The sequence below is a fragment of the Thiomonas delicata genome, assembly GCF_900088825.1.
Lineage (GTDB): Bacteria > Pseudomonadota > Gammaproteobacteria > Burkholderiales > Burkholderiaceae_C > Thiomonas_A > Thiomonas_A delicata.
Genome location: NZ_LT592171.1, coordinates 859128 through 878629, shown reverse-complemented (window position 1 = coordinate 878629; position 19502 = coordinate 859128). Strand labels below are relative to the sequence as shown.

The 19502-nt window shown below is 61.7% G+C and carries 22 protein-coding genes and 1 tRNA gene; 5 read left to right on the top strand and 18 right to left on the bottom strand.

The window, feature by feature from the left end; translation table 11 throughout:
• Positions 1 to 15: 15 nt before the first annotated feature.
• The 18 genes from THIARS_RS13750 to THIARS_RS13665 all read right to left on the bottom strand — a co-directional run bounded on the left by THIARS_RS13750 (position 16) and on the right by THIARS_RS13665 (position 15387).
• Positions 16 to 471 carry a very short patch repair endonuclease gene (locus THIARS_RS13750; RefSeq protein ID WP_094161380.1) on the bottom strand — a complete coding sequence of 152 codons (456 nt, stop codon included), beginning with the start codon at positions 469 to 471 and terminating at the stop codon, positions 16 to 18.
• A gap of 21 nt (positions 472 to 492) precedes the next feature.
• Positions 493 to 1548, bottom strand: coding sequence for a DNA cytosine methyltransferase (locus THIARS_RS13745; RefSeq protein WP_094161379.1), 1056 nt, complete (start codon positions 1546 to 1548; stop codon positions 493 to 495).
• Between the two features lie 141 nt (positions 1549 to 1689).
• The gene (locus tag THIARS_RS13740) at positions 1690 to 2022 is read right to left on the bottom strand and encodes a helix-turn-helix domain-containing protein (protein WP_094162138.1); all 333 of its coding nucleotides are present in this window, start codon (positions 2020 to 2022) and stop codon (positions 1690 to 1692) included.
• A 5-nt stretch (positions 2023 to 2027) separates the two neighbouring features.
• Positions 2028 to 2390, bottom strand: coding sequence for a type II toxin-antitoxin system RelE/ParE family toxin (locus THIARS_RS13735; protein ID WP_094161378.1), 363 nt, complete (start codon positions 2388 to 2390; stop codon positions 2028 to 2030).
• A 74-nt stretch (positions 2391 to 2464) separates the two neighbouring features.
• A protein-coding gene (locus THIARS_RS18365; RefSeq protein WP_141202427.1) for an IS630 family transposase occupies positions 2465 to 3459 on the bottom strand; the annotation gives its coding sequence in 2 pieces (ribosomal slippage) (positions 2465 to 2994 and positions 2994 to 3459; 996 coding nt in all).
• A gap of 201 nt (positions 3460 to 3660) precedes the next feature.
• The gene (locus THIARS_RS13720) at positions 3661 to 4113 is read right to left on the bottom strand and encodes a DUF6573 family protein (RefSeq protein ID WP_094161375.1); all 453 of its coding nucleotides are present in this window, start codon (positions 4111 to 4113) and stop codon (positions 3661 to 3663) included.
• 38 nt (positions 4114 to 4151) lie between these two features.
• On the bottom strand, positions 4152 to 4844 hold the full coding sequence (locus THIARS_RS13715) for a hypothetical protein (RefSeq protein ID WP_094161374.1): 693 nt from the start codon (positions 4842 to 4844) through the stop codon (positions 4152 to 4154).
• A gap of 345 nt (positions 4845 to 5189) precedes the next feature.
• Entirely contained in the window at positions 5190 to 6929 is a 1740-nt protein-coding gene (locus THIARS_RS13710; RefSeq protein WP_186436681.1) for a type IV secretory system conjugative DNA transfer family protein, read from the bottom strand.
• Between the two features lie 768 nt (positions 6930 to 7697).
• Positions 7698 to 8408: a MarR family transcriptional regulator gene (locus THIARS_RS18360; RefSeq protein WP_141202426.1), complete on the bottom strand. Its 711-nt coding sequence runs from the start codon at positions 8406 to 8408 to the stop codon at positions 7698 to 7700.
• Positions 8405 to 8668 (bottom strand): hypothetical protein, encoded by a 264-nt coding sequence (locus tag THIARS_RS13695; RefSeq protein WP_141202425.1) that lies wholly within the window; start codon positions 8666 to 8668, stop codon positions 8405 to 8407. Before THIARS_RS13695 ends, THIARS_RS18360 begins: the two co-directional genes overlap by 4 nt.
• 722 nt (positions 8669 to 9390) lie before the next feature.
• Positions 9391 to 10815: a DUF3987 domain-containing protein gene (locus THIARS_RS13690; protein ID WP_186436680.1), complete on the bottom strand. Its 1425-nt coding sequence runs from the start codon at positions 10813 to 10815 to the stop codon at positions 9391 to 9393.
• Between the two features lie 56 nt (positions 10816 to 10871).
• Positions 10872 to 11195, bottom strand: a complete 324-nt coding sequence (locus THIARS_RS13685) for a DNA primase (protein ID WP_245845922.1) — start codon at positions 11193 to 11195, stop codon at positions 10872 to 10874.
• A 101-nt stretch (positions 11196 to 11296) separates the two neighbouring features.
• Positions 11297 to 11650: a MerR family transcriptional regulator gene (locus THIARS_RS18355; RefSeq protein ID WP_141202424.1), complete on the bottom strand. Its 354-nt coding sequence runs from the start codon at positions 11648 to 11650 to the stop codon at positions 11297 to 11299.
• Positions 11651 to 11726: 76 nt separating this feature from the next.
• Positions 11727 to 12209, bottom strand: a complete 483-nt coding sequence (locus THIARS_RS18350) for a hypothetical protein (RefSeq protein ID WP_141202423.1) — start codon at positions 12207 to 12209, stop codon at positions 11727 to 11729.
• A 275-nt stretch (positions 12210 to 12484) separates the two neighbouring features.
• Positions 12485 to 12561 (bottom strand) — tRNA-Asp (locus THIARS_RS13680).
• A 113-nt stretch (positions 12562 to 12674) separates the two neighbouring features.
• Positions 12675 to 13532 (bottom strand): TIGR04325 family methyltransferase, encoded by an 858-nt coding sequence (locus tag THIARS_RS13675; RefSeq protein WP_094161368.1) that lies wholly within the window; start codon positions 13530 to 13532, stop codon positions 12675 to 12677.
• 166 nt (positions 13533 to 13698) lie between these two features.
• On the bottom strand, positions 13699 to 14346 hold the full coding sequence (locus THIARS_RS13670; protein ID WP_094161367.1) for a LysE family translocator: 648 nt from the start codon (positions 14344 to 14346) through the stop codon (positions 13699 to 13701).
• 24 nt (positions 14347 to 14370) lie between these two features.
• Entirely contained in the window at positions 14371 to 15387 is a 1017-nt protein-coding gene (locus tag THIARS_RS13665; protein ID WP_094161366.1) for a class I SAM-dependent methyltransferase, read from the bottom strand.
• 229 nt (positions 15388 to 15616) lie between these two features.
• On the opposite strand from THIARS_RS13665, the gene THIARS_RS13660 reads away from it, so the two are divergent.
• From THIARS_RS13660 to THIARS_RS13640, 5 genes are all read left to right on the top strand, one after another.
• Positions 15617 to 17038 (top strand): HDOD domain-containing protein, encoded by a 1422-nt coding sequence (locus THIARS_RS13660; RefSeq protein WP_186436679.1) that lies wholly within the window; start codon positions 15617 to 15619, stop codon positions 17036 to 17038.
• A gap of 209 nt (positions 17039 to 17247) precedes the next feature.
• Positions 17248 to 17823: an RNA polymerase sigma factor gene (locus tag THIARS_RS13655; RefSeq protein ID WP_094161364.1), complete on the top strand. Its 576-nt coding sequence runs from the start codon at positions 17248 to 17250 to the stop codon at positions 17821 to 17823.
• Positions 17810 to 18244, top strand: a complete 435-nt coding sequence (locus THIARS_RS13650) for a DUF3619 family protein (protein ID WP_094161363.1) — start codon at positions 17810 to 17812, stop codon at positions 18242 to 18244. Before THIARS_RS13655 ends, THIARS_RS13650 begins: the two co-directional genes overlap by 14 nt.
• Entirely contained in the window at positions 18244 to 18894 is a 651-nt protein-coding gene (locus THIARS_RS13645; protein WP_245845921.1) for a DUF3106 domain-containing protein, read from the top strand. The genes THIARS_RS13650 and THIARS_RS13645 overlap by 1 nt, the downstream gene beginning before the upstream one ends.
• 31 nt (positions 18895 to 18925) lie before the next feature.
• Entirely contained in the window at positions 18926 to 19435 is a 510-nt protein-coding gene (locus THIARS_RS13640; protein ID WP_094161362.1) for an RDD family protein, read from the top strand.
• The last annotated feature ends 67 nt before the right edge of the window (positions 19436 to 19502 follow it).

Genomic DNA, 19502 nt, shown 5'->3' with positions numbered 1-19502 from the left:
CTGCCATCTTCCTGTTCAGTTCTTCTCTTGTGCGCCAGGCGAAGCGCAGCGCTTCGACCTGACCATGGCGACCATCCGCGCGACGGTTTCCGTGGCTTCGATCGGGGACTCGTGTTCCCAGAATCGCAGTACCGTCCAACCGACTGTGAGAAGCCTCGAATTCGTGTCGGCGTCCCTGAGGCGATTCGCCTTGATCTTCTTCCGCCAGAACTCGGCGTTCTGCTTCGGCCAGGTGGCATGCTCGGGGCAACCGTGCCAGAAGCACCCGTCGACGAAGATGGCGATCTTCAACCCCGGAAATGCCACGTCTGCCACGCGGCGAGGTTTCTTTATGACCTCGTAGTCGACCCGGTAACGCAGGCCTCTACAGTAAAGCTCTCTTCGCAGCGCGATCTCGGCATCAGTTCCCTTTTGCCGAACTTTCGCCATGCGGCGACTGGTCTCAGGGGACGAGGGCTGAATGCGCGGCATCGGCAGACCTTCGTCAGGTCGTCATTGAGCCGCGATTGATGCGATATGCGCTTTGATGCTCCGCGCGATGGCGCGACCGAGGTCGACGGGAACCGCATTGCCGATGAGCCGCCCAAGAGCCTTGAAGCTCACCTCGCCGTCTTCCGGCACGAAGGCGTAGTGGCGCGGAAAGCTCTGGAGGATTGCAGCCTCCCTCAATGAGATGGCGCGATCTTGCTCCGGGTGCCCGAAACGGCCATTCCCGAAGCCGTAGCACTGAGTGGTCATGGTCGGGGCTGGCTTGTCCCACTCCATACGGCCGTAAACACTCGGGTAAGTACGCCCGCTCTCCGCGCGGTGACAGTCTGCGACCAGATAATTCGGCCAGTCGCGCCAGGTGCCGCCTGGCTTGGAGATTTTGATCCGCTGGAGATTCTTTTCGGACAGCGTCGAGGTGACGTGCAGTTTGTCCCTGGGGGCCGCCTCGCCAGCACTCAGTGGGCGCAAGCGGCCAATGGATTGACGAACCGTTTTCGGTTTCTCGTGGGTCGGTTCGATCATCGTGATGTCGCCATGCTTCGATGCCAGTAGCACCATGCGCCGCCGCATCTGCGGCACGCCATAGCGGGAGCTATCGACGACGTCGAACCAAACCTTGTAGCCCAGTCGCTTCAGGGTGTCGACGAAATCATGAAACACCTCATGCTTCGCAACGGTGGGCACGTTTTCCATCGTGATGACATCGGGTTTGGCGCCTTTAGCGAGACGCGCGAACTCATACAGCAAGCCCCACTTGCCATCCTTCCCATCCAGCTCGTAGCGCTGTGCGTAGGTCGAGAAGGGCTGGCACGGGGCGCAACCCGCGAGAATCGTGAAGTCAGCGTCCCCGAACAGCGCTTTCAACTCATCGGTGGCGACCTTGCTGATATCACGTTCGACGAATCTGGCCTGGTTGTTGGCTTCATAGGGAAAACGGCAGGCAGGGTCCAGATCAATACCTGCAACAACGGGCACCCCCTCCAAAACGAAGCCATGCGTCAGGCCGCCCGCGCCGCAGAACAGGTCAACACACGCCGCCTTTTTAATATTAGGTCTCATTTTTATCTATTCATCGGTAACAGAGACAGAGGCGACTGTGCGACCACGGCGTTGATACTGCTCTCGTCGGGCTCAGGCACCAGCGGCCACCCATCACTACTGGCTGCATCCTGAATGAAAAATGCCTATATGCATATCCGATCAAGCGTAAATAACAGTCGTGCGCCCCTTCGCAGCCGGCTTGCGACTAGCCCGGCCGACGATGATCTGCACATCACGACCGAGGGCATTCAGAACTTCGATCATTTTGGTTTCGCTGATACCCCTGAACTGCCCACGCAGCAACCCAGACAGCTTGGGTTGCGGCAGGCCCACGATGGCCGCAGCTTCCATCTGGGTGTAATGCTTGCGCTTGATGATCTCGCCGATCTTCATTGCGAGGCCAGCCTTGATACGCATTTCCTCGGCATCGTCATAACCCAGGTCGGCATAGACGTTGCCTGATCCAACTTCGATTTCAACTTTCGTGCTCATGATGTTCATCCCTTGAAGTGTTCGCGTGCTGCCTTCAATCGCGACTCGATCAAATCCATGTCCGGCTTGGGCGTCTGGATGCCCTTGGTCGATTTCTTCTTGAAGCAGTGCAGCACATAGACACGGCCTGCCAGCTTCACGGTGTACACCGCGCGATAGGTGTCGCCCTTCCAATCCTCGACCACCTCCACCACTCCTGCGTTGCCAAAACCGCTCAACGGCTTCGCATGCTCGTACTTACCGCCCATTTGGGCCATGTGCAGGGCATAGCCGAAGGTGTCTTGCACAGCCGCCGGCATCGCCAGCAGATCAGCCTTGCTCGATGCAATCCAGATGAGTTGCTTTGGAACAATTTTCGTTGTCGCCATCTTGACTTATTTTAGATCCAATCGGGTATAAGATGATACTGTAGGTTCTATTGAGCTTTCCGTAAATGGCGACATCACCACAGGCCGGCCTGGACCCAGCACGCCGCGATGATCGACGGTCGGTGTTGCGCGCTCTTGAGCTTGTTGCGGGCGGTGACGTTGAGCTCGTCGAGGTTGGCCGGGCAGAAGTTGGCGAGGGCATGCCGCTTGAGCCAGGCCCACAGGTATTCCACGGGATTCAAGTCTGGCGAGTACGGCGGCAGGAATGCCATCTGGACAGCGCCCTCGGTGGAGTCCAAATACTCGCGCACGAGCTTGCTGCGATGGGCCTTCAGACCGTCCCAGATGATCAACAGCGGCCGCTTCAAGTGCGCACGCAGCGCCTTGAGGAACTCGACGTGCTGCTCCTTCTTGATCGAGCCCTCGTGCAGCCGGAACAGGCAGTTCGTGTGCGACAGGCCGGCGATGACGGGGATGTGGGTCCAGTTGAAGTGGAACTGGATGATCGGCGTCTGGCCCTTGGGCGCCCAGGTGCGAACCCGCGTGGGCCGCTCGCTCAGGCCCGACGCGTCGATGAAGACGATCAGCCGCCCTTGGCGCCTGGCTTTTTTTTGAGCGCAGGCCAGGTCTTGCGCTTCCAGGTCTGCACGGCATCCTCGTCACGCTCGATGGCGCGGCGCTCGGGCTTTTGCACCGAGAACCCCAGACCACCCAGGATGCGCCAGATCTGCGTCTGGCCGAACTTGACACCGTACAGGCGCCAGGTGAGCACGCCCACGCGCTTGAGCGTCCACAGCTCGGTGCCGAAACCATGCTCCGTCGGGCGTCGCAGCAGCGCACGCCCCAAGTCCTGCAACTGGTCTTGATCCAGTCGCGCTGGACGGCCTCGCGTGGGCATCGCTCGCAATGCATCGATGCCGCCTTCATCGAGCACCGCCTTCCACGTGTACGCGGTCTGCCGCGCCACGCCCACGGCGTGTGCCGCTTGCGCAGGCGTCTTGCCCGCCAACAGCATCCGGCCGGCTCGCAAGCGTCGCCGCACCGATTCGTCGAATCGTTTTCTCGCCATGCTTCGCACCCAATTCTTGCCAAGTATCGGTACAACGCATGAACGGCTCAACGGTTGTCATGATTTACGGAAAGATCAATAGCATCGCCCAGGCCTGGGCGTACCGCAAAGATATTTCAGAAAGATATGCCGCAAGAGAATCGACCCTCTGCGCCCGTGGGGACGACAGACCCACCCACCTTTATCGGCGGGTCTGTCGTCTCAGCTTTCACCCGGCAACATGATCGTGATGACCGGCCGACGGTCATCGCCTGGGCCGACATGCAAGCTCAATGTTGTCAGCGTCGGCCGCGCTCCTCGCCCATCACGCGGGATGCGGAGGACACGGAACAGGATATTTCGGCTGCAGTCGTCGCCATGGCGCAGTCCTGCTCGAATCGCATGCGATGCCATCCAGACCACATCCCAAAGCCGGCCGCTCTCGCTTTGCCAACTGGCACGGCCTTTTTTTCGCCTGTCGTCCGCGTCGGACCATGCGATTGCATCACCCCAGGCGGCGCTGGTGACGGCCACGGGCCACACGATGCCCGCCTCTCGTGCGGTGGTACTGACGTCGATCAGCATGCCGTCCTCAATGGCCTGGGCACGGGTGTAAGTGTGAATAGGCTCGCCGAAGAATTCGGTCAGGGTGTCGGTGGTGGTGTTCGTGTTCATCGTGTGTGCTCCTGGTGGATCAGTCGGGCCGAATGGAATCAGTAATAGCTCGTCCAGCGCGTCGGCTTGTAGAGCCGCACGCCGGCGACTTCGGTGTATTCGCAGGGATAAGCCGTTTTGTAGCTCGCCAGGGTCACAGTGCCCCGGCTGTTTGATCGGGCAGTGAACGGCTCGCCGACGAAGTGACCTACTGCTGGAACGCATGTCCCTTGCTCCCATGCGTCGGTTTCGCGTTGCGAGGTAATTTTTCGCAGCGTTACGCCGCGCTTGCCGGTGCGGGTCGTGACTTGATAGAAGTCGATGTTGGTCTGCTCGTAGCCCCAAGATGCCACCAGCACATCGCCGACTTTCAAGGGGCAAGGCTTCGCGGCTTCGGCCTCGCGAGCAGTGGCCTTGTCAGCAAGCTGCTTGGCAGCAGCCGCCTTGACGCGGGCAGCGGTTTCCAAGGCCTTCTCCCACGTCGAATAAGTGTTGTAGCGATCTGCCTTGGTGCGCTTGCCGCCGAAAATCGCAAGTCGTTTGATGCCGTCGCCGTAGGCTGCAAATCCGGTGGAGACGTCGCTGTCGATGAGGTGCAGGCCGGTGATGCTGGCAAAGCGCTGACGGGCGTCATGAACTTTGTCCTGCTCAACTGCCGGGTTGGAAGCTCCGGGGTTCGGGGCAGCGCCCTGAATGGTTTGGGCTGCGGACTGGGCTTGCCGGACGGGGGTGTTGTGGATTGCTTCACTCATGGTGATCTCCTTCGAGGTGGTTGGTTTCTGCCAGGTATGGAGCCGCTCACAAACGGACCTTTCAAACCGGTGCCGAAGGCATGCCGCGCTGCAGACGGCATGACAGGGCGTAGCCCGTGCTCAGCACGCCCGCATGGGCTGGCGTGACAGATGCACTGCGCGGAAAGGCACTGAAAGTCCCGCGGCTTCAGAACTGGCGGTCAACCGCCTGATGGATCGAATGCAGCCAGCCGTCCGCCCGGCGAAGCAAGGCAGCAGCCATGACGGCCAGGGGACGGCATCACGCGCGTGGAGCGCGCATGAAAAAGCCCGCGTAAAGCGTGCTTCGATAGGAGATCTGCAAATCTATAGCAGAGGGTCAACTGCAGTCTGTAAGACGGGCTGCGCCGTGTCGATCGCAGCAGCACCAGCCGTCGGATACACACTAGCCTGTGCAACGATGGGTGTGATCGCGGCATCGCCGCGCTCGGTCGGTACCGGCGAGGTGTAGACAAATCGGGCCAGCGAACCGGGGATGCGCAGTACCCCACAGCCCTTCGGCAGATTCATGAACATATTCGTGTCTACGAGCGGGCGTTCGGCCTGGCTGATACGCCGAACCGGATGCACCGTCTCGGCGAGGCCAACGTTCTTTTCGATGGTGCGCGACTCGTCGTCCACGAGGACCGTACCTGTCGAACGGCTTAGCCATTCCGCCGTATCTGGATCGTCAGCACGGTAGGAAAGCTTGATCGTGCAGTTTTCGGACACGGCACCCTTGACCACCTCGGGAGACAAGTCTTGTGGGCAATCGGCCAAGTCCTGCATACTCTGGAAAGCCAGGATGCAATGCAAACCCCAACCTGCCGAGGCGCCCAGACTGGTCATGAAAGGCCGACTGATGTGGACTTTGAATTCGTCTGCAAAGACAAGAATCTTGCGTGGTGTTTTGCCCAGATAGCGGCGGTTCTTGGCCAGATACAGCAGACGGAGCAGCACCATGCGTTGCATACGGATGATGCCCGAATGGATCATGTCACCGACCACGTAAAGCATTCCGCCTTCGCGCTCGCCAGATGCGACGTCCAATCCGCCGGATGCTGCGTTCACGCAATCCAGCGCCGCCATCTCCGACAAGTAGCTGTGAAATGCTGGGGCAGCCTCAATCCAATCTGTCCCCAGCGCCGCAAGCACGTCGCGGGCCGTCGCACCTCGATGACCGGCCAACCAAGCGGCGCATTGCCTGGCGGCCTTCCGATCCGCCAAGCGGTAAAAATCGGCTGCCTCACCCTTCTCGCTCAAGCCGAAACCACCAATCAACATCCCCTCCAGCGTTTCAACATTGCAGCCTGAAAACGGATTGCACTGAGCGGGCTGAGACTGGCGCAGGTCGAGGTAGTGATAAGGAACGTTGGCCTGTTCGCATGCCACCTTGAATCCGTGGGGCATCCAGTCGTCACCCTTCGGATCCAAGACGACCACGAATTCCCCGCGTTGCAGGGCCTGCGAAATCAAGATTTGCGCGGCGACACCTTTGCCACTTCGGGTTCCACCTGCGAGCAGGATGTGTCGGATGCTGAAGTCGTCATACGCGATCGTCACAGGCTTTCTGTGGTCATCAAGGCCAACCAGAATTTGGCATGTTGGCGTCTTGCGGATGAACTTCCGTGGATCGTAGGCTGCGACCTTCGCGGGCAAAAATTTGCTGATCTCGCGAACATCAGTCTTGCGATTACGCTCCAACTCAGTCCGTCGCGTCAACCTTGCGGTCAAGCTGTTGAAGGCGGGCACGACGATACGAAACCAAAAAACGGCCACAAGGACACTCAAACAGAGGTGCCCGAGATAGGCCCCGAATTCGCCCAAGGTCGGTGTCCATGGCTGCTGCAACCATTGCGTCTGGACAAGGATGAGGCCAACCGCCGAAACCATGGGAGCGATGGCCAGCAAGGCCAGGAGGCCCAGCAACCGCGTGAATCGTGTCGAGCGATCTCGTTTCAGGCTGAGCCAGAACAGGATGAAGGCGCCAAGCACGCCAAGATTGGCGCCATGAGCCCAGATAAAGCCGAGGATGTCGGCCAACAGGTTTGCAAAGAATTCAGACATCAAGGCCTCCAGCATCGAAAGCGATTGGACAGCCCGGCATCCAGCACCGCGCGTCGGTAGTTAGTTGGCCGCAGGACGACCCACGGGCGATCACTGCGGGGCAAGCCCGTCCAGGGCGTGGCCCACTGCAGGCAGGAGCGAGCGCCGAGCAAGGCGAAGCCGCGCCGAGGTCAAGCGACGCGCACTGCAGTGCGGGGGGCCGCAAGCCATGTGCGGGCAGCTTTGCAAGGGCACACTTGCAAAGCGTCGCCCGCGCAAGCCTGCCCAAGCAGGCGGTGGCGCAGCGGGGGCACAGCCCCCCGGCGGAAGCGGAACGCGCCCGCCTACCCGCAAAACACTTCGAGCGATGCGAGAAGCCAGCACCAGCGAGCAAAGCGATGCGAGGTGCGCAGGGTCGAGCAGCGTGCTCCGCACGGTGCGAGAGTTCTGCGGTAGCAGAACCACCGATCGGCAGGCCGCGACGCGGCATGACGTTCGGTGCCTGGTTTGGGGGTAGGCGGGCGCGAAGCGCGCGCCGCCGGGCCGCTTGCAAGGGGGTGAATGCCCTAGCGTTCAGAAAGACGAAAGCCGCAGGCTTGATGCCGGTGCGTCCAGCACCGGGGCCGCACAGCGGAATCGAACGACCCCCGTTGGCCTTGTCCTCACATGAGCTGCCCGTCGGCAGGGCATGTCGATGGGCGTGCCGACATGGCATGCCGACACCCTTGTCGGGATACCCGTCGGTGACCGATGTCGGTGACCTCGCACATCTGATGGTCATCACATTGTTCATAGCGATGGCGGCCATTCGGCCAAGTCGTGAAAGCTGAAACGCGTGAAATGCGCATCGGTCAGCTTGACGGTCTCGCCTCCGACTTTGACTTTCTCGACGCGGCGCAGCGCGCGCGAGATCGCGGAAGCATGGCCCTGCGGGCTGATGTAATGGACAGCGGCATAGCGACCGGCCTTTACGTCCATCAGCGTGATAGGGATGATCTCGGCGTATCGCTTCGGAGTCTTGATCGTGCGCTCGACCTCGATCGCGATGGTCTGGCCGGCAGGTGTGGTGGCCAAGGCGTCGGGAATTTTCTTGAGGCCGATGTCGTAGAGAAGCTTGCCAGGCATCCATCCAATCCAGCCATTGGCCTCTGCTTGAAGCCGTGCCTTCTGCGTGTCCAGGTGATGCTGAATGAATCCAGCCGAAACGCGACCGCGCTCGAAATGTGGGCCGGGTTTTTCGACCGAAGCGAGTGCGATTCCATGCGGGGTTACACCCCAGATTTTTCGTTTACTGGCTTCGACCGACTCATGCTGAAGCAAGCCGTCGCGTTCCATTGCCGTGAGCAAGTCATGTACGGTCGGCCGCGACAACTCAAGCAACATGGCCAGATGTTGGACTGTTGAATAGCACTCACCGCCTGCCAGCCAATCGAGGACCAGCCGACGCTTGGCATGGGCGCGAGCCCATATTTCTGGATGGGACAGGTGCGGCAAATTCATTGCACATCCTCCCCTCGGGACCGCTGGCTGGCCGTGTGTCGATCCGTCGGGTCTGGGTCTGCGTACTCGGTTTTCAGTGTGCGCAGCGCTGCGAGGATGCGCGTGTCACTCAGTTCGAGTACACCAGCCTGCTGGGCAAGCTTGCCGATCTGTTCGCGGCGGGTGATACGAAACTCGATCTGATCGAGTCTGTACGAAACGGCGGCCAGAAACTGGACAACGGTGTTGCCTACACTTTGCATCGTCTTGAGGAATTGCATGATTTGGTCCTTTTTCAAATTCGATTGGGCTCGGTACGATTGAAGTCACAGGTGGCCATCACTTGCTGTCCTTACGCTTTGTGCGCTGTTGGGCATTCCTGTACTTTGACCAGCACCTGCTTGATTCGCTGCACCACATAAGTCTTTGACCATTTAGGCTGGTCGGCGTGATGCACCGCCCGTGACGGGAGCGTCGACAGCCTCCACATGGATCTGCGGCTTTGCGGATCGACGCTGCAGCCATTACCTCGGCCTGCAGTGCCACGCGCAACTCATTTGCATGGCAGATCACCAACGCCTGAGCTTCTTGCCAGACGTCATGACTGGCACTATCAAGCCCAAATAGGTGTAATGCTCCAGAGGACTCCGCTTCCACCGCGATGCCCTGACTAGAAAGCCAGTTCAGCCACTCGATGGCACGTTCCATCGCTTCGGGTGCAATGGCGGTGCGATGGACTCCCATCCATGGAGTGCGCGAGTTGCTCCATTTGTAGAAGGGCTGCGGAACCTGCGGAACCTGCGGATGCTGCGGATCGCCAGCGCCGATGCGTGTCGAATGGTTTGCGGATCGCTGCGGAAATTTGCGGACATTTGGGCCGCTGGGGGTGTATCCGCAGCGGTCCGCAAAGTTCTGCAAACCTACCGCGCCAGTTCCCATACGGGCGTCCGCAGGTTCCGCAACATCCGCCAGTGGGGCCATCCCAAATACCGCGCGAACGATGTCACTCGGGCGCATGGTCTACCCCCAACTCCACCCCCAAGGCACCAACGTGGCCTTCGTCGATCGCCACCAGCCCATATACTTTCAGCAGGTCGATGGCCGCATCCCGCCGATTGCGCGGCCTCACGCTAGCCGGGGCAAGTTTGGTCAGATCCCGGATCGCCACTGGATCACGCCGAGTGGCCAGCCACCGATAAAGGGCCAAGGCCCAGCCAGGCACGGGGTCAGCGCTGCCGGCAAGCGCGGCCTGCCAGTTTTCGAGGGAATGTGCCGCCAGCTCAGCACCGCATTTCGCCAGGCCCATGTCGATGGTGCCCGTGCCGTTGAATGCCGCCAGAACGCCCGCAATCCGGCAGGCCAGTTCGGTAGCTCGCAGGGCGAAGGGGCGCACGTCGCGCAACCCGCCTTTACGGCCCTCTGACTCCATCGCTTCGAAGAACGCGGCCATGTGCTGGGCGGCATGGTCGTCCAACTCGATCACCGGCAACCCGTCACAATCAAGTGGCATGGGACGTGCCAGCAGTCGCTCGCAATCGCCCCAGTATCTGCGGATCGCTTCGCTGTTGTCGGGTTGCCATGGCTGGTACTTGCGCGGCTCCAATGGCGCAGGCCAGGCCAGCAAGAAACGCGGCCAGAAGCCGATACCGGCCAAGGTTTCGTCGCTCAGCACGTCGCCCAGAGCAGCGGGCTGGATCAGCATGTGAGCGCTCAAACGCACGCCGTAGCGCTCTGTGCGGCCACCACCTGCACGCAGCACGCTGATGTGCCCACGGTCCCACATCCCGCATAGGTTGGCGGCTGTTTTGGTTCGGTTCTCCGCACTCATGGCGTGCCCGGCCAGCACCACACCTGCTTCGGTCGAGTAGATCCCTTGTGCGGCCACACCCTCCGCGAAACTGCGTCGCAATCCTTCGATCGTCAGGTCAGAGGCCAGACGATAAGGCGCTGGGCCTGGAGGGTCAGGAGGATGTTCACCCTTTTTGCGATTCGCCTTGGCCTCCTCGAATGCGGCGCGATCAACCTCCCACTTAGCACCTGCCTGGCGCTGGTGATCGTGGATCATGCGCAGGGCTGGGCGGTCAGCACTGTCTTTCCCATCTCCCGAGTGGGCGATGGTCAGGCAATACAGGCTCAAGGGCCTTGAGGACCCATCCAGGCTGCGCACGTTGGCGGTGGACTGCACGAGCAGGGCAGCGGCCGCAAGCAAGGATTGCCCGGCCATAGCGGGCGCGACTTGTGCTCCAGTAGCCAGGTCGCGCGCAGCTTCGGCGAGCGGCCCCAGGGCTTCGACAGGATAGTCGCCACCTCCGCGCCCCATGGGTTGCATGAGCATGGCTTGCGCGCGATCCAGGGCTTGGGCCAGCGTTAGACGCGGGAAGGCTCGTGCTGTTGGGTAGTGGCCAGACGCGGCGGCAATATCGTCCAATATGGCCGCTCCACGCCGGATGGCCTCTTGCCTATGGTCAGCTTCGGCAATGGCACTCATACGCCTCCTCCTGCCAGCCGCAATCCGGCCAGAATTCGGGAATGAGCCACATGCACACGCTGACGGTCAGCTTCGTTGGGTAGTGTGCCCACACCAATGGCGGCCGCAACGCCCACGACGATCATGGTCTCGAATTCAAGGGCGCGAAGAACATCAAGTGCGGGGAATGGAGCACGCTCTGCCCGGCGGTAATGGTCGACGGCCTTTGCCGGCATGAGGTCGGCCCAGGTCATGCCTATAGCGGCAAGCACGCCTTCCGTCTCGCAACCGCCGAAGTCGTGCAGCAAGATCCGACCATCACCCAAGTCTCGAATGGCCAAGCTCGGGCGACGATCATCATGCGCTGGGCAACGGGCCAACCACCGCCCAGATCCGGTGCGTCGCACGCCGTCCAAGCGACTCAGCAAGGCGTCAGTTGGCATCATGCGCCCCCTTTCACTGGGAGCGGAAAGGCGCTAACGCGCGGACGGCCCCTGCGTTTTTTGGGGTTCTCCGAACTCGCGCTATTTTCGTTTCCAGCCACAGAAATAGATGGCTCAGACCCACAAACCAGCAGCGCAATGCCAGCCTGGATCAGCAGCTGCTGGATATATCGCTCATGTTCCAGGCGCGGAACCAGGCGTCGTCCACCGACAAGGACTGTTTTGACGGGCCACGTGCCCTGGCTGATTCGGTTGTAGATGGTTTGCGGTTTGCGACGTAATTGACGCGCATGCTCCGCGACCGTGAGAAACTCAAAATTGGTGCGGATCGTGAGATCCTGATCTGCCTGCATTAGGGCGCTCCGACGGAGACACCCCCCTGTGGAACAGGAGACTCAGCAGGCGTGGAGGGGAGTAAGCCTATGCCCGCTAAGCGCGGGTAAAGATCGGCGTAGGGAGCAGTCGAGACGTGATGCCCAAGGTCGCGATTGCACGCGCCCCCAAAGAAGCCAAAGGCCTCGGCTTCCATGCACGTTGCAAGGCTGTCGTTGATAGCGTCTTGGCGATCGCAAGGCTGTGAAGTGATAACGCGATGGCGCGAGCAATTTGAGATACCAGTGTCGACGCTCTTGACGCTGCTGTCGCGACTGCGTTGCGCTGTACTGCCAGCTTGACACTCACCTGACGCATTGCGTAACCCAGACCGATTCCACCCAGCAAAAGCAAAATCATCAGGGTAACGATCTGGGCGCCCAGTAGGCCTGCTATTTCGTTCGCGGGCCAAACGCAGACTGGTGCGAGCAAAAGAATCGCCGTCACCCTCGCAGGAGTCTTTTTCGAACCGCAACCCCGACCGCGAGCGACCCAATCGGTGCTCGCAAACATCAGCCAGTTGAAAAATTTTCGCTGCATGGGATGAAATCTCCCATAAAAATAGACCGTTGTCAAGCCAGAATGAACTTCTAGGAAGAATGCCGTAGCTCAGTCACATCACAGCTAATGATTTATCTGGCCGCTCGGCCGATCAACCGACGAATGGGAACCCAGTGGGATGTAAAGCGAGAGACAACGGTAAACGGAATGAACCTGTGGGAATCCAGTGGGAATGAAAGCCTCATGGAAGGCCCAAAAGCAAAAACCCCGCTCAATGGCGGGGTTTTTTAACTGATTGATTTACTTGTATTTTTTGGCGGAGTGGACGGGACTCGAACCCGCGACCCCCGGCGTGACAGGCCGGTATTCTAACCAACTGAACTACCACTCCAGATTCCGGATTTGCATGCAGATGCTCGGCGTTTCAAACCGGAGCCAGCGAAACCGCCCGCCCGTGCCAAGCTTTCTGCAAACAGCAAACGGTAACTATAAAGTGAAGATGATTCATCTGTCAAGGCGATTCCGCGAGCTTGAAGCGCCATCGGCATCATCGCGGCGCAAATAGAAGCCGTGGTAGTGGCGAAGACTGTGCTGGGGATGGAAGGGGATTTCACAAGACTTCTCCGGATTGATCCAGGCATCGCGAACGGTATAGCCCAGAGCCTTGAATCCATCGATGAACCGTTGCAACACGTCGATCCGATAGGGGCAAAACGCGGTGCCGATGCTCTGCAACGTGAAATAGCCGCGCTCTGCGTGCAAGGGGGTGAGGTTGACGATGAGATGGGGCGGCAAGCGCGGCAGGCCAGCGAGTCGCTGCGCCAGGGTTTCGGGCAAGTACTGCAACACGCCGAGAGCCATGAGGACGTCGGCTTCGGCCGCATGGGAAAAATCGCCGTCGAACGACAATTTGCCGAGGCCGTCCTTGTTGCGCGCGAAGGCCGTTCCTCGCTCCATCACGGCCGGAACATCGGACACCACCCAGCGCAACGCATCCGGATAAGACATCACCAGCTGGTAGGCGTAATAGCTGATTCCGATATGCCCACCCAACTCGAACACATGGGTGCAGCCCTGCGCAAACAACCACTGCAGCCAGAAAAGAACAGGGTAGTCACTGGGATAGACGCGCTGGATGCGGTCGCGGTACATCAGGGCCGAGTCGGGATTGTCGTAGCCGAGCGGCCTTGCGGCAGGGGCCGTCGCGGCGGCAGCCTCGAAGCTGTCATAAACGCCGCGAAACAGGTTTTCCCGGCGATTGCCCGCAAATCGCCGCTCGTACCGGATTGCGCAAGCCTGTCGCAGACCTGGCAAAGTCGTCAGGCGGTCCAGCCAATGGTGCGCGCGTTCGAACAGAACCATGATGCCTCCCGGAAACCGGCACCGATCGTAGGTTGACCCTGGCTGTTGCAATATCCATCATTTCGGGGGCATGCGCATGGGTTCGGCCAGATACCGTCCCGGTTGACCGTCGGCGGCGCCGTGGCGGCCCGTTGCCGCAGCAAGGCGGCTGATGCGAGAAGATCGCTCAGACGGTCCGATGCAGGCGCAGAAGCCCCAGGCCAAAAACGCAAAACACCGTGCCCGAAACCCGCTGTGGCCAGCCCGAGCCGAACCACAGGCTCAGTCGCCTGCGGGTGAACACGGCGAAGCCGGCGTAGGTGCTGAGCGTCAGCAACGAGATGGCCATGAAGGTGGCCGTCAGGGCAAGGTACTGCGGCAGCATCGGTCGCGCGGCATCCAGGAACTGGGGAAACAAGGCGGTGATGAACGCAATCGCCTTCGGGTTGGTCAGCGCCACGCCAAGACCTTTGAGATACAGTTCGCGCGGCTTCTGCGCGCTTCGCATCGGCGGTTCCGGCCCATCCACCGTCTGGCGCGCTGCATCGCCCGCGCGGCGCCATTGCTGAACCCCCAGCCATATGAGGTAGGCGGCCCCGACCAGCTTGGCCATGGTGAACGCCCATTCGGAAGCCTGCAGCAAGGCGTTGACGCCGACCGCGCTCAGCATCGCCAGGCCGAGAAGACCCGAAATATTGCCCAGCGACGACCACAGGGCGCGGCGCCAGCCAAAGTGCATGGCGTTGTGAATCGCGAGCATCACGGCAGGCCCTGGAGTGAAGGCCGCGACCAGCGCGACGCCGACGAACAACGTATAAACGGACCAGGACGGCATGGATGCTCCGGGACGCAGCAAACCTCAGCGCTGCGCCACCACCATAGCCTCGTTGCCGCCTGCGAACAGGTGGATCCGGGCGCGCATGCCGACCTTGGCGAAAGCGTCGGCGATGTCCTGCGGACGCAGCAAATGGTTACCCTGGATGTGCTCGCTCAGGTTCTGGAAGGTCAGCCCCTTGCGGGCCGGATCGCGCAGCGCCTGGCGGTCGTCAGGCCATGCCGGCTCCCAGATGGCCGCATAGCCGCCGGGCTTCAGGTGGTCACGCAGCCAGGCGAAGATCCCGGCGGCGTCTTTCTCCCAGACATGGTGCAAGGCGCGGTTCATGGCAATGAGATCCGCGGCTTCGTCCAGTTTGAAATCGTGGATGTCACCCGTTTCGAACGCCAAGCGACGCTCCAGCCCTTCGGCGGCGGCTCGCGCGGTGGCCTGGGCGATGTTCTCGGCAAAACCGTCGAGCCCCAGACCCCGCAGCTTTGGGCAGCGCCGGGCCAGGGCACGCAGGTACCAACCGTTGCCGCAACCCAGATCCACAGCCAGCCCACCGCGCGCGTCAACCTCGGCAAAGGCCGAAATCGCGGGGCAGATGGTGTGCTCGAACAGCGGACCGAAACTGGCCTCGAGCATGGGGCCAAACCAGGGCAAGACGGTGGCACGCTCCGCGAGGACCGATTCGCCCGGCCGTTCACCCGTCCGCATCAGGCCGGCCGCGCGTTCGGCCATATGGGCCGACAACACGGACTGCACGGCCATGGGCATGAGCGTATCGGGCGCATCGGGGCGCATCGCCTCGCCCATGCGGGTCAGTGTCAAGGTTTCCCCATCCGCGTCGAGGTAGCCGAACGCAAACGCCGCGTCACACCATCGCAGCACATAGCCTTCGTCCATGGACGAAGCCTGCGCCAGCGCCTGCGGCGTCGAACGGCCCAGCCGATGCAAGGCGCTGAACAGGCCGTTCACCACGCCGATATAGGCGATGTCGAGACTGAGGGCTGCCTGAGATTGCTGGCGGAATTGGGTTTTGAGATCTTCGGTTGTCATGATTGAAGCGAGTGCGCGGCCTGGAACCGGATTGTTCCAGCCTTGCCCCATGCCTGTTGTGTCGGAATGTGCCAATCCGGCCGTGCTTGCGTCGGCATGCATGGACGAACCATGGTGGGAGACACCCGGCCGAACCCGGCCTTTGCCCTCACACTGTAGCGGTCGGGATCGGGTTGCGATGTCACGTATCCTGTCATCGTTTCCCGCCCCGACAACAAACCTTCCCTCCATGGCCCGCCTCGCCCCCGAGCTTGCTCCCGCATCGTTCAAGGAGTTGGCACGCCAGATCGCCGACATGCATCTCCCCGCCTTCGGGATGACTTTGCAGGCGGTGGTCCAAGCCACGGAAAGCGATGCCCTGTCCGGACATCAGATCGCCGAGGTCATCCTGCACGACCCGGCGCTGACCTCCCATGTCCTGCGCGCCGCCAATGCCGCCTACCTGGGCTATGGCGGCCACAGCAAGATCGTCACGGTCAGCCGCGCTGTCGTGGTGCTTGGCATCCAGGCCATACGCACCGTATGCATCTCGGCGCTGACCATCGAGGCGATGGGTGCAAGCGGCCGCTTCGGCCCACGGGTCCAAGACGCCCTGGGACGCGCCCTGCATGCCGCCGTCCAGGCGCGCGACATGGGCCTGCGCAGGCGGCTGACCAAAGATGCGGCCGAACGCCTGTTCGTCGAGGCCGTGCTGGGCAGCGTGGGCGAGATGGCCTTCTGGTGCTTCGCCGGCGATTATGCGCAGCGGCTGGACATGGCCATGCAGGCGGGCATGCCGCAGGCCAAGGCCGAGCAGGACACGCTGGGCACCACCTTGCGCCAGTTCGGACGCGATCTGCTGCAAGCCTGGAACCTCGGCGCGATCCTGCAAAACAGCAAGGAAGTCGAACTCGCCACAGCCCTGAGCCTGGCTTCGCAGCAAGGCTGGGACACGGTCGAGGTGATGCGCACCACGCAAGCCATTGGCACCCTGCTCAAGCAATCCGACGACGAAACCCTGGCAAGCCTCAAACGCAACGCCGACGAGGCCGTGAGCCTGGCGGTGGCCCTAGGCGCACCCAAGACATTGCCCTATATCGCATCGCCGTCCGAGCCCCCGCCCGCGTCGGCCGCGACGACTCCGGATGAAGCGTCGCCCGACGCCGTTGCGGCTCGCTACCCCGATCCGAACCTGCAGTTGCAGCTGCGCACGCTCGCCGAAATGGGCAAGGTCGCGGTCACGCGCAAGGATCTGCCCATGCTGCTGGAGACCTGCCTGGAAGGCATGCACCGCGCCGTGGGCCTGGATCGTTGCGTGCTGTGTCTCTTGACCCCGGCCAGGACCCAACTCGTCGCACGCATGGCCATGGGTCACGGTGCGGCGGATTTGCGCCAGCATTTCATGTGGGACTGCGGCGCCGAACTCGACACCCTGCTGAAGCCGCAGGCGACACACTGGTTTACCGAGGCGTCCGCGGCCCCGGCGTTCATCCGACAGGCGAGCGGCACCCCACACTGCTTCCTGGCGGCGTTCACCGTGGACCTCAAAGTCATCGGTTTGTTCTACGCCGACCGCAAACCGTCGGGCCGCGAACTCGATGCCGAAGCCTTCGAAGGTTTCAGAAACTTCGTGGCGCAAGCCGAGATGGTCGTCCGCGCCCTGCCCCGCTGAGCACCTGCCGCGTCCCGGCACCGGAAGCACGAATTCGGCTCACCCGAGAGAGAAAATGCCTCCGACCTCCAACACATGTCGCTGACTCGCCTGCATGCGGGTTGGCGACGGCCCGGGTTTGGCGTCTTCCAGCTGCGTGACGGATGCAGACGCAACTGCTGGGCATAATTGAGGGCTTGCTTACAACGCCATCTCGGCACCCCTCGGCTGTGGCCAACGACCAGCAACTCTCGGATTTTTTGCGCAGCGTCGACAAACGCGCATTCAAACGCGCGCAATACGCCACGCAAAACGCCGATGCGGCGCTCGATGTGGTGCAGGACTCGATGATCCGCCTGGCCGAGAAATATGGCGATCACGACCCGGCCGAATGGCCCATGCTTTTCCAGCGCATACTTACAAATGCGATTCTGGACTGGCATCGCAGACAAAAGGTCCGCTCGGCGTGGATGAGCAACCTGTCGGACTTCCAAGCGGCGGGAGAAACCGAGGATTTCGATTTGCTTGAAACTTTCGAGCTCGAAGCCAGCTCAGAGCTTCTCGACGGCGCTGACCGTCAGCTCGAGAGGATGCAGACCCTGACCATCCTTGAAGCCGAAATTCAGAAACTGCCGGATCGTCAACGCGAAGCCTTCCTCATGCGTTATTGGGAAGGCCTGGACGTCGCTGAAACGGCAGCGGCCATGGGATGTTCCGAGGGCAGCGTGAAAACGCACTGTTCGCGTGCCACGCATACCTTGGCTAAGGCGCTCAAGGCGCAAGGTTTCGATCATGAACACAGATAACAAGAATTTCAGTTTGACGGGGGCGGAAACGCGTTTCGGCTATCAGGTTGCGGCGCGCCTGAGTGAAGGCAGCGAACAACTGCCGATGGACATCACGGAACGGCTCAAAGGCATCCGGCACATGGCGGTCGACCGCCACCGTGAACGTCGCACGGCCCTCGCGCACGTCGTCATTCCGGGCCGTGGCGGCGCTGCCACCATGGGCGGCGACGCCGGCGAAGCGTCGTCTTGGCGGCTGCGTCTCGGATTGCTGCTGGCGATCCCGACGCTGTTGTGCGGGCTGTATGCGCTGCAGCATTACCAGCAAGAACGGTTTGTGGGAAAAATTGCCGATATCGATACGGCCCTCTTGCTTGACAATCTGCCGCCACAAGCTTACGTCGACCCCGGTTTCACCAGTTTTCTGCGGCAGGGCGGTTGATGGCGGCCTCCCACAAGCTCGGCACCTTCACCGAGGCATCTGCCCCTGTTGTCCTGCGGCAGTTTCTGATCGCCTGTTGTGTCCTGCTTGCCGCGTGCTGGATGCGCGCGCACGCTGCCGAACCCGTCGGGGCCAAACCCGCATGGCAGCAACTCACCCCGATGCAAAAGGAAGCGCTCGGCCCGCTTCAGACCGAATGGGAACGCTTCAACGCCGACCGCAAGCGCAAATGGCTCAACATTGCGGCGCGTTACCCGGCGATGAGCCCGCAGCAGCGGGCCACGCTGCATAGGCGCATGTCGGAATGGGTGCACATGACGCCTCAACAAAGACGCCTGGCACGCGAAAACTTTCTCGCCACCGGCAAAGCCCCGCTCGATAGTCGCAAAGAAGCTTGGGAGCGCTACCAGAAATTGCCCGAAGCCGAAAAACGCAGACTGGCCCACGAGGCCAAATCTCCTCCCAAGGCGCCCGGCTCCGTCAGCCGCTACGTCGCCGAGGAGCACCGGCGGCATCCCAAAGGCAGCCACGCGCCTGCAGCCAGGGCATCCGGCCCAGGCGCCAAGACGGGGGGAGTCGCTTCGGTGCCGCCTCATGCCGGCGCATCGACTCCCGCCGTTCCGCAGCGCGCGCCTTCGGCCAGCGACTAGCCGCTTGAGCTGCCAACCCCAGCCGCCAGGTATGCCGGCCTCCACGCAAGGTCCGTCGTCCCGGCCGCGCGCCCCCGCACTGTTGCGCCGACTCGCGGCCTTGCTGTACGAGGCCATTGTCCTGTTCGGCGCGCTCTGGGCCGTCGCCATGATCTATGGACTTGCCGTGGGGCAGCGCAGCGGAGTGATGGATCGCCACGGCTTGCAGCTTGCCGCATGCCTCGCGCTTGGGCTGTATTTCATCGGTTTCTGGACCCGCGCGGGCCAGACCGTGGCCATGCGCGCCTGGCATATTCGCGTGATCGATGCGCAGGGCCGACCGCCGCGTTTCTGGCGCGCAGGCCTGCGATTCCTGCTGGGATGGCTCTGGGTGCTTCCGCCCCTGGCCATCGCCTGGTGGGCCGGACTCGACCACGCCGCGGGACTCGTCCTGCTGGCGGTCTGGATCGTGCTTTGGGCCTTCGCTTGCCTGCTGCGCGAGGATCGCCAATTCTGGCATGACGCGTGGTCGGGCACACGGCTGGTCGATACCGAGCCTTGAGGCCAGGCAGGGGATGACACGTCGTTGGTGTCATCCCCTTGTCACATGACCGCGCTGCAATGCGCGC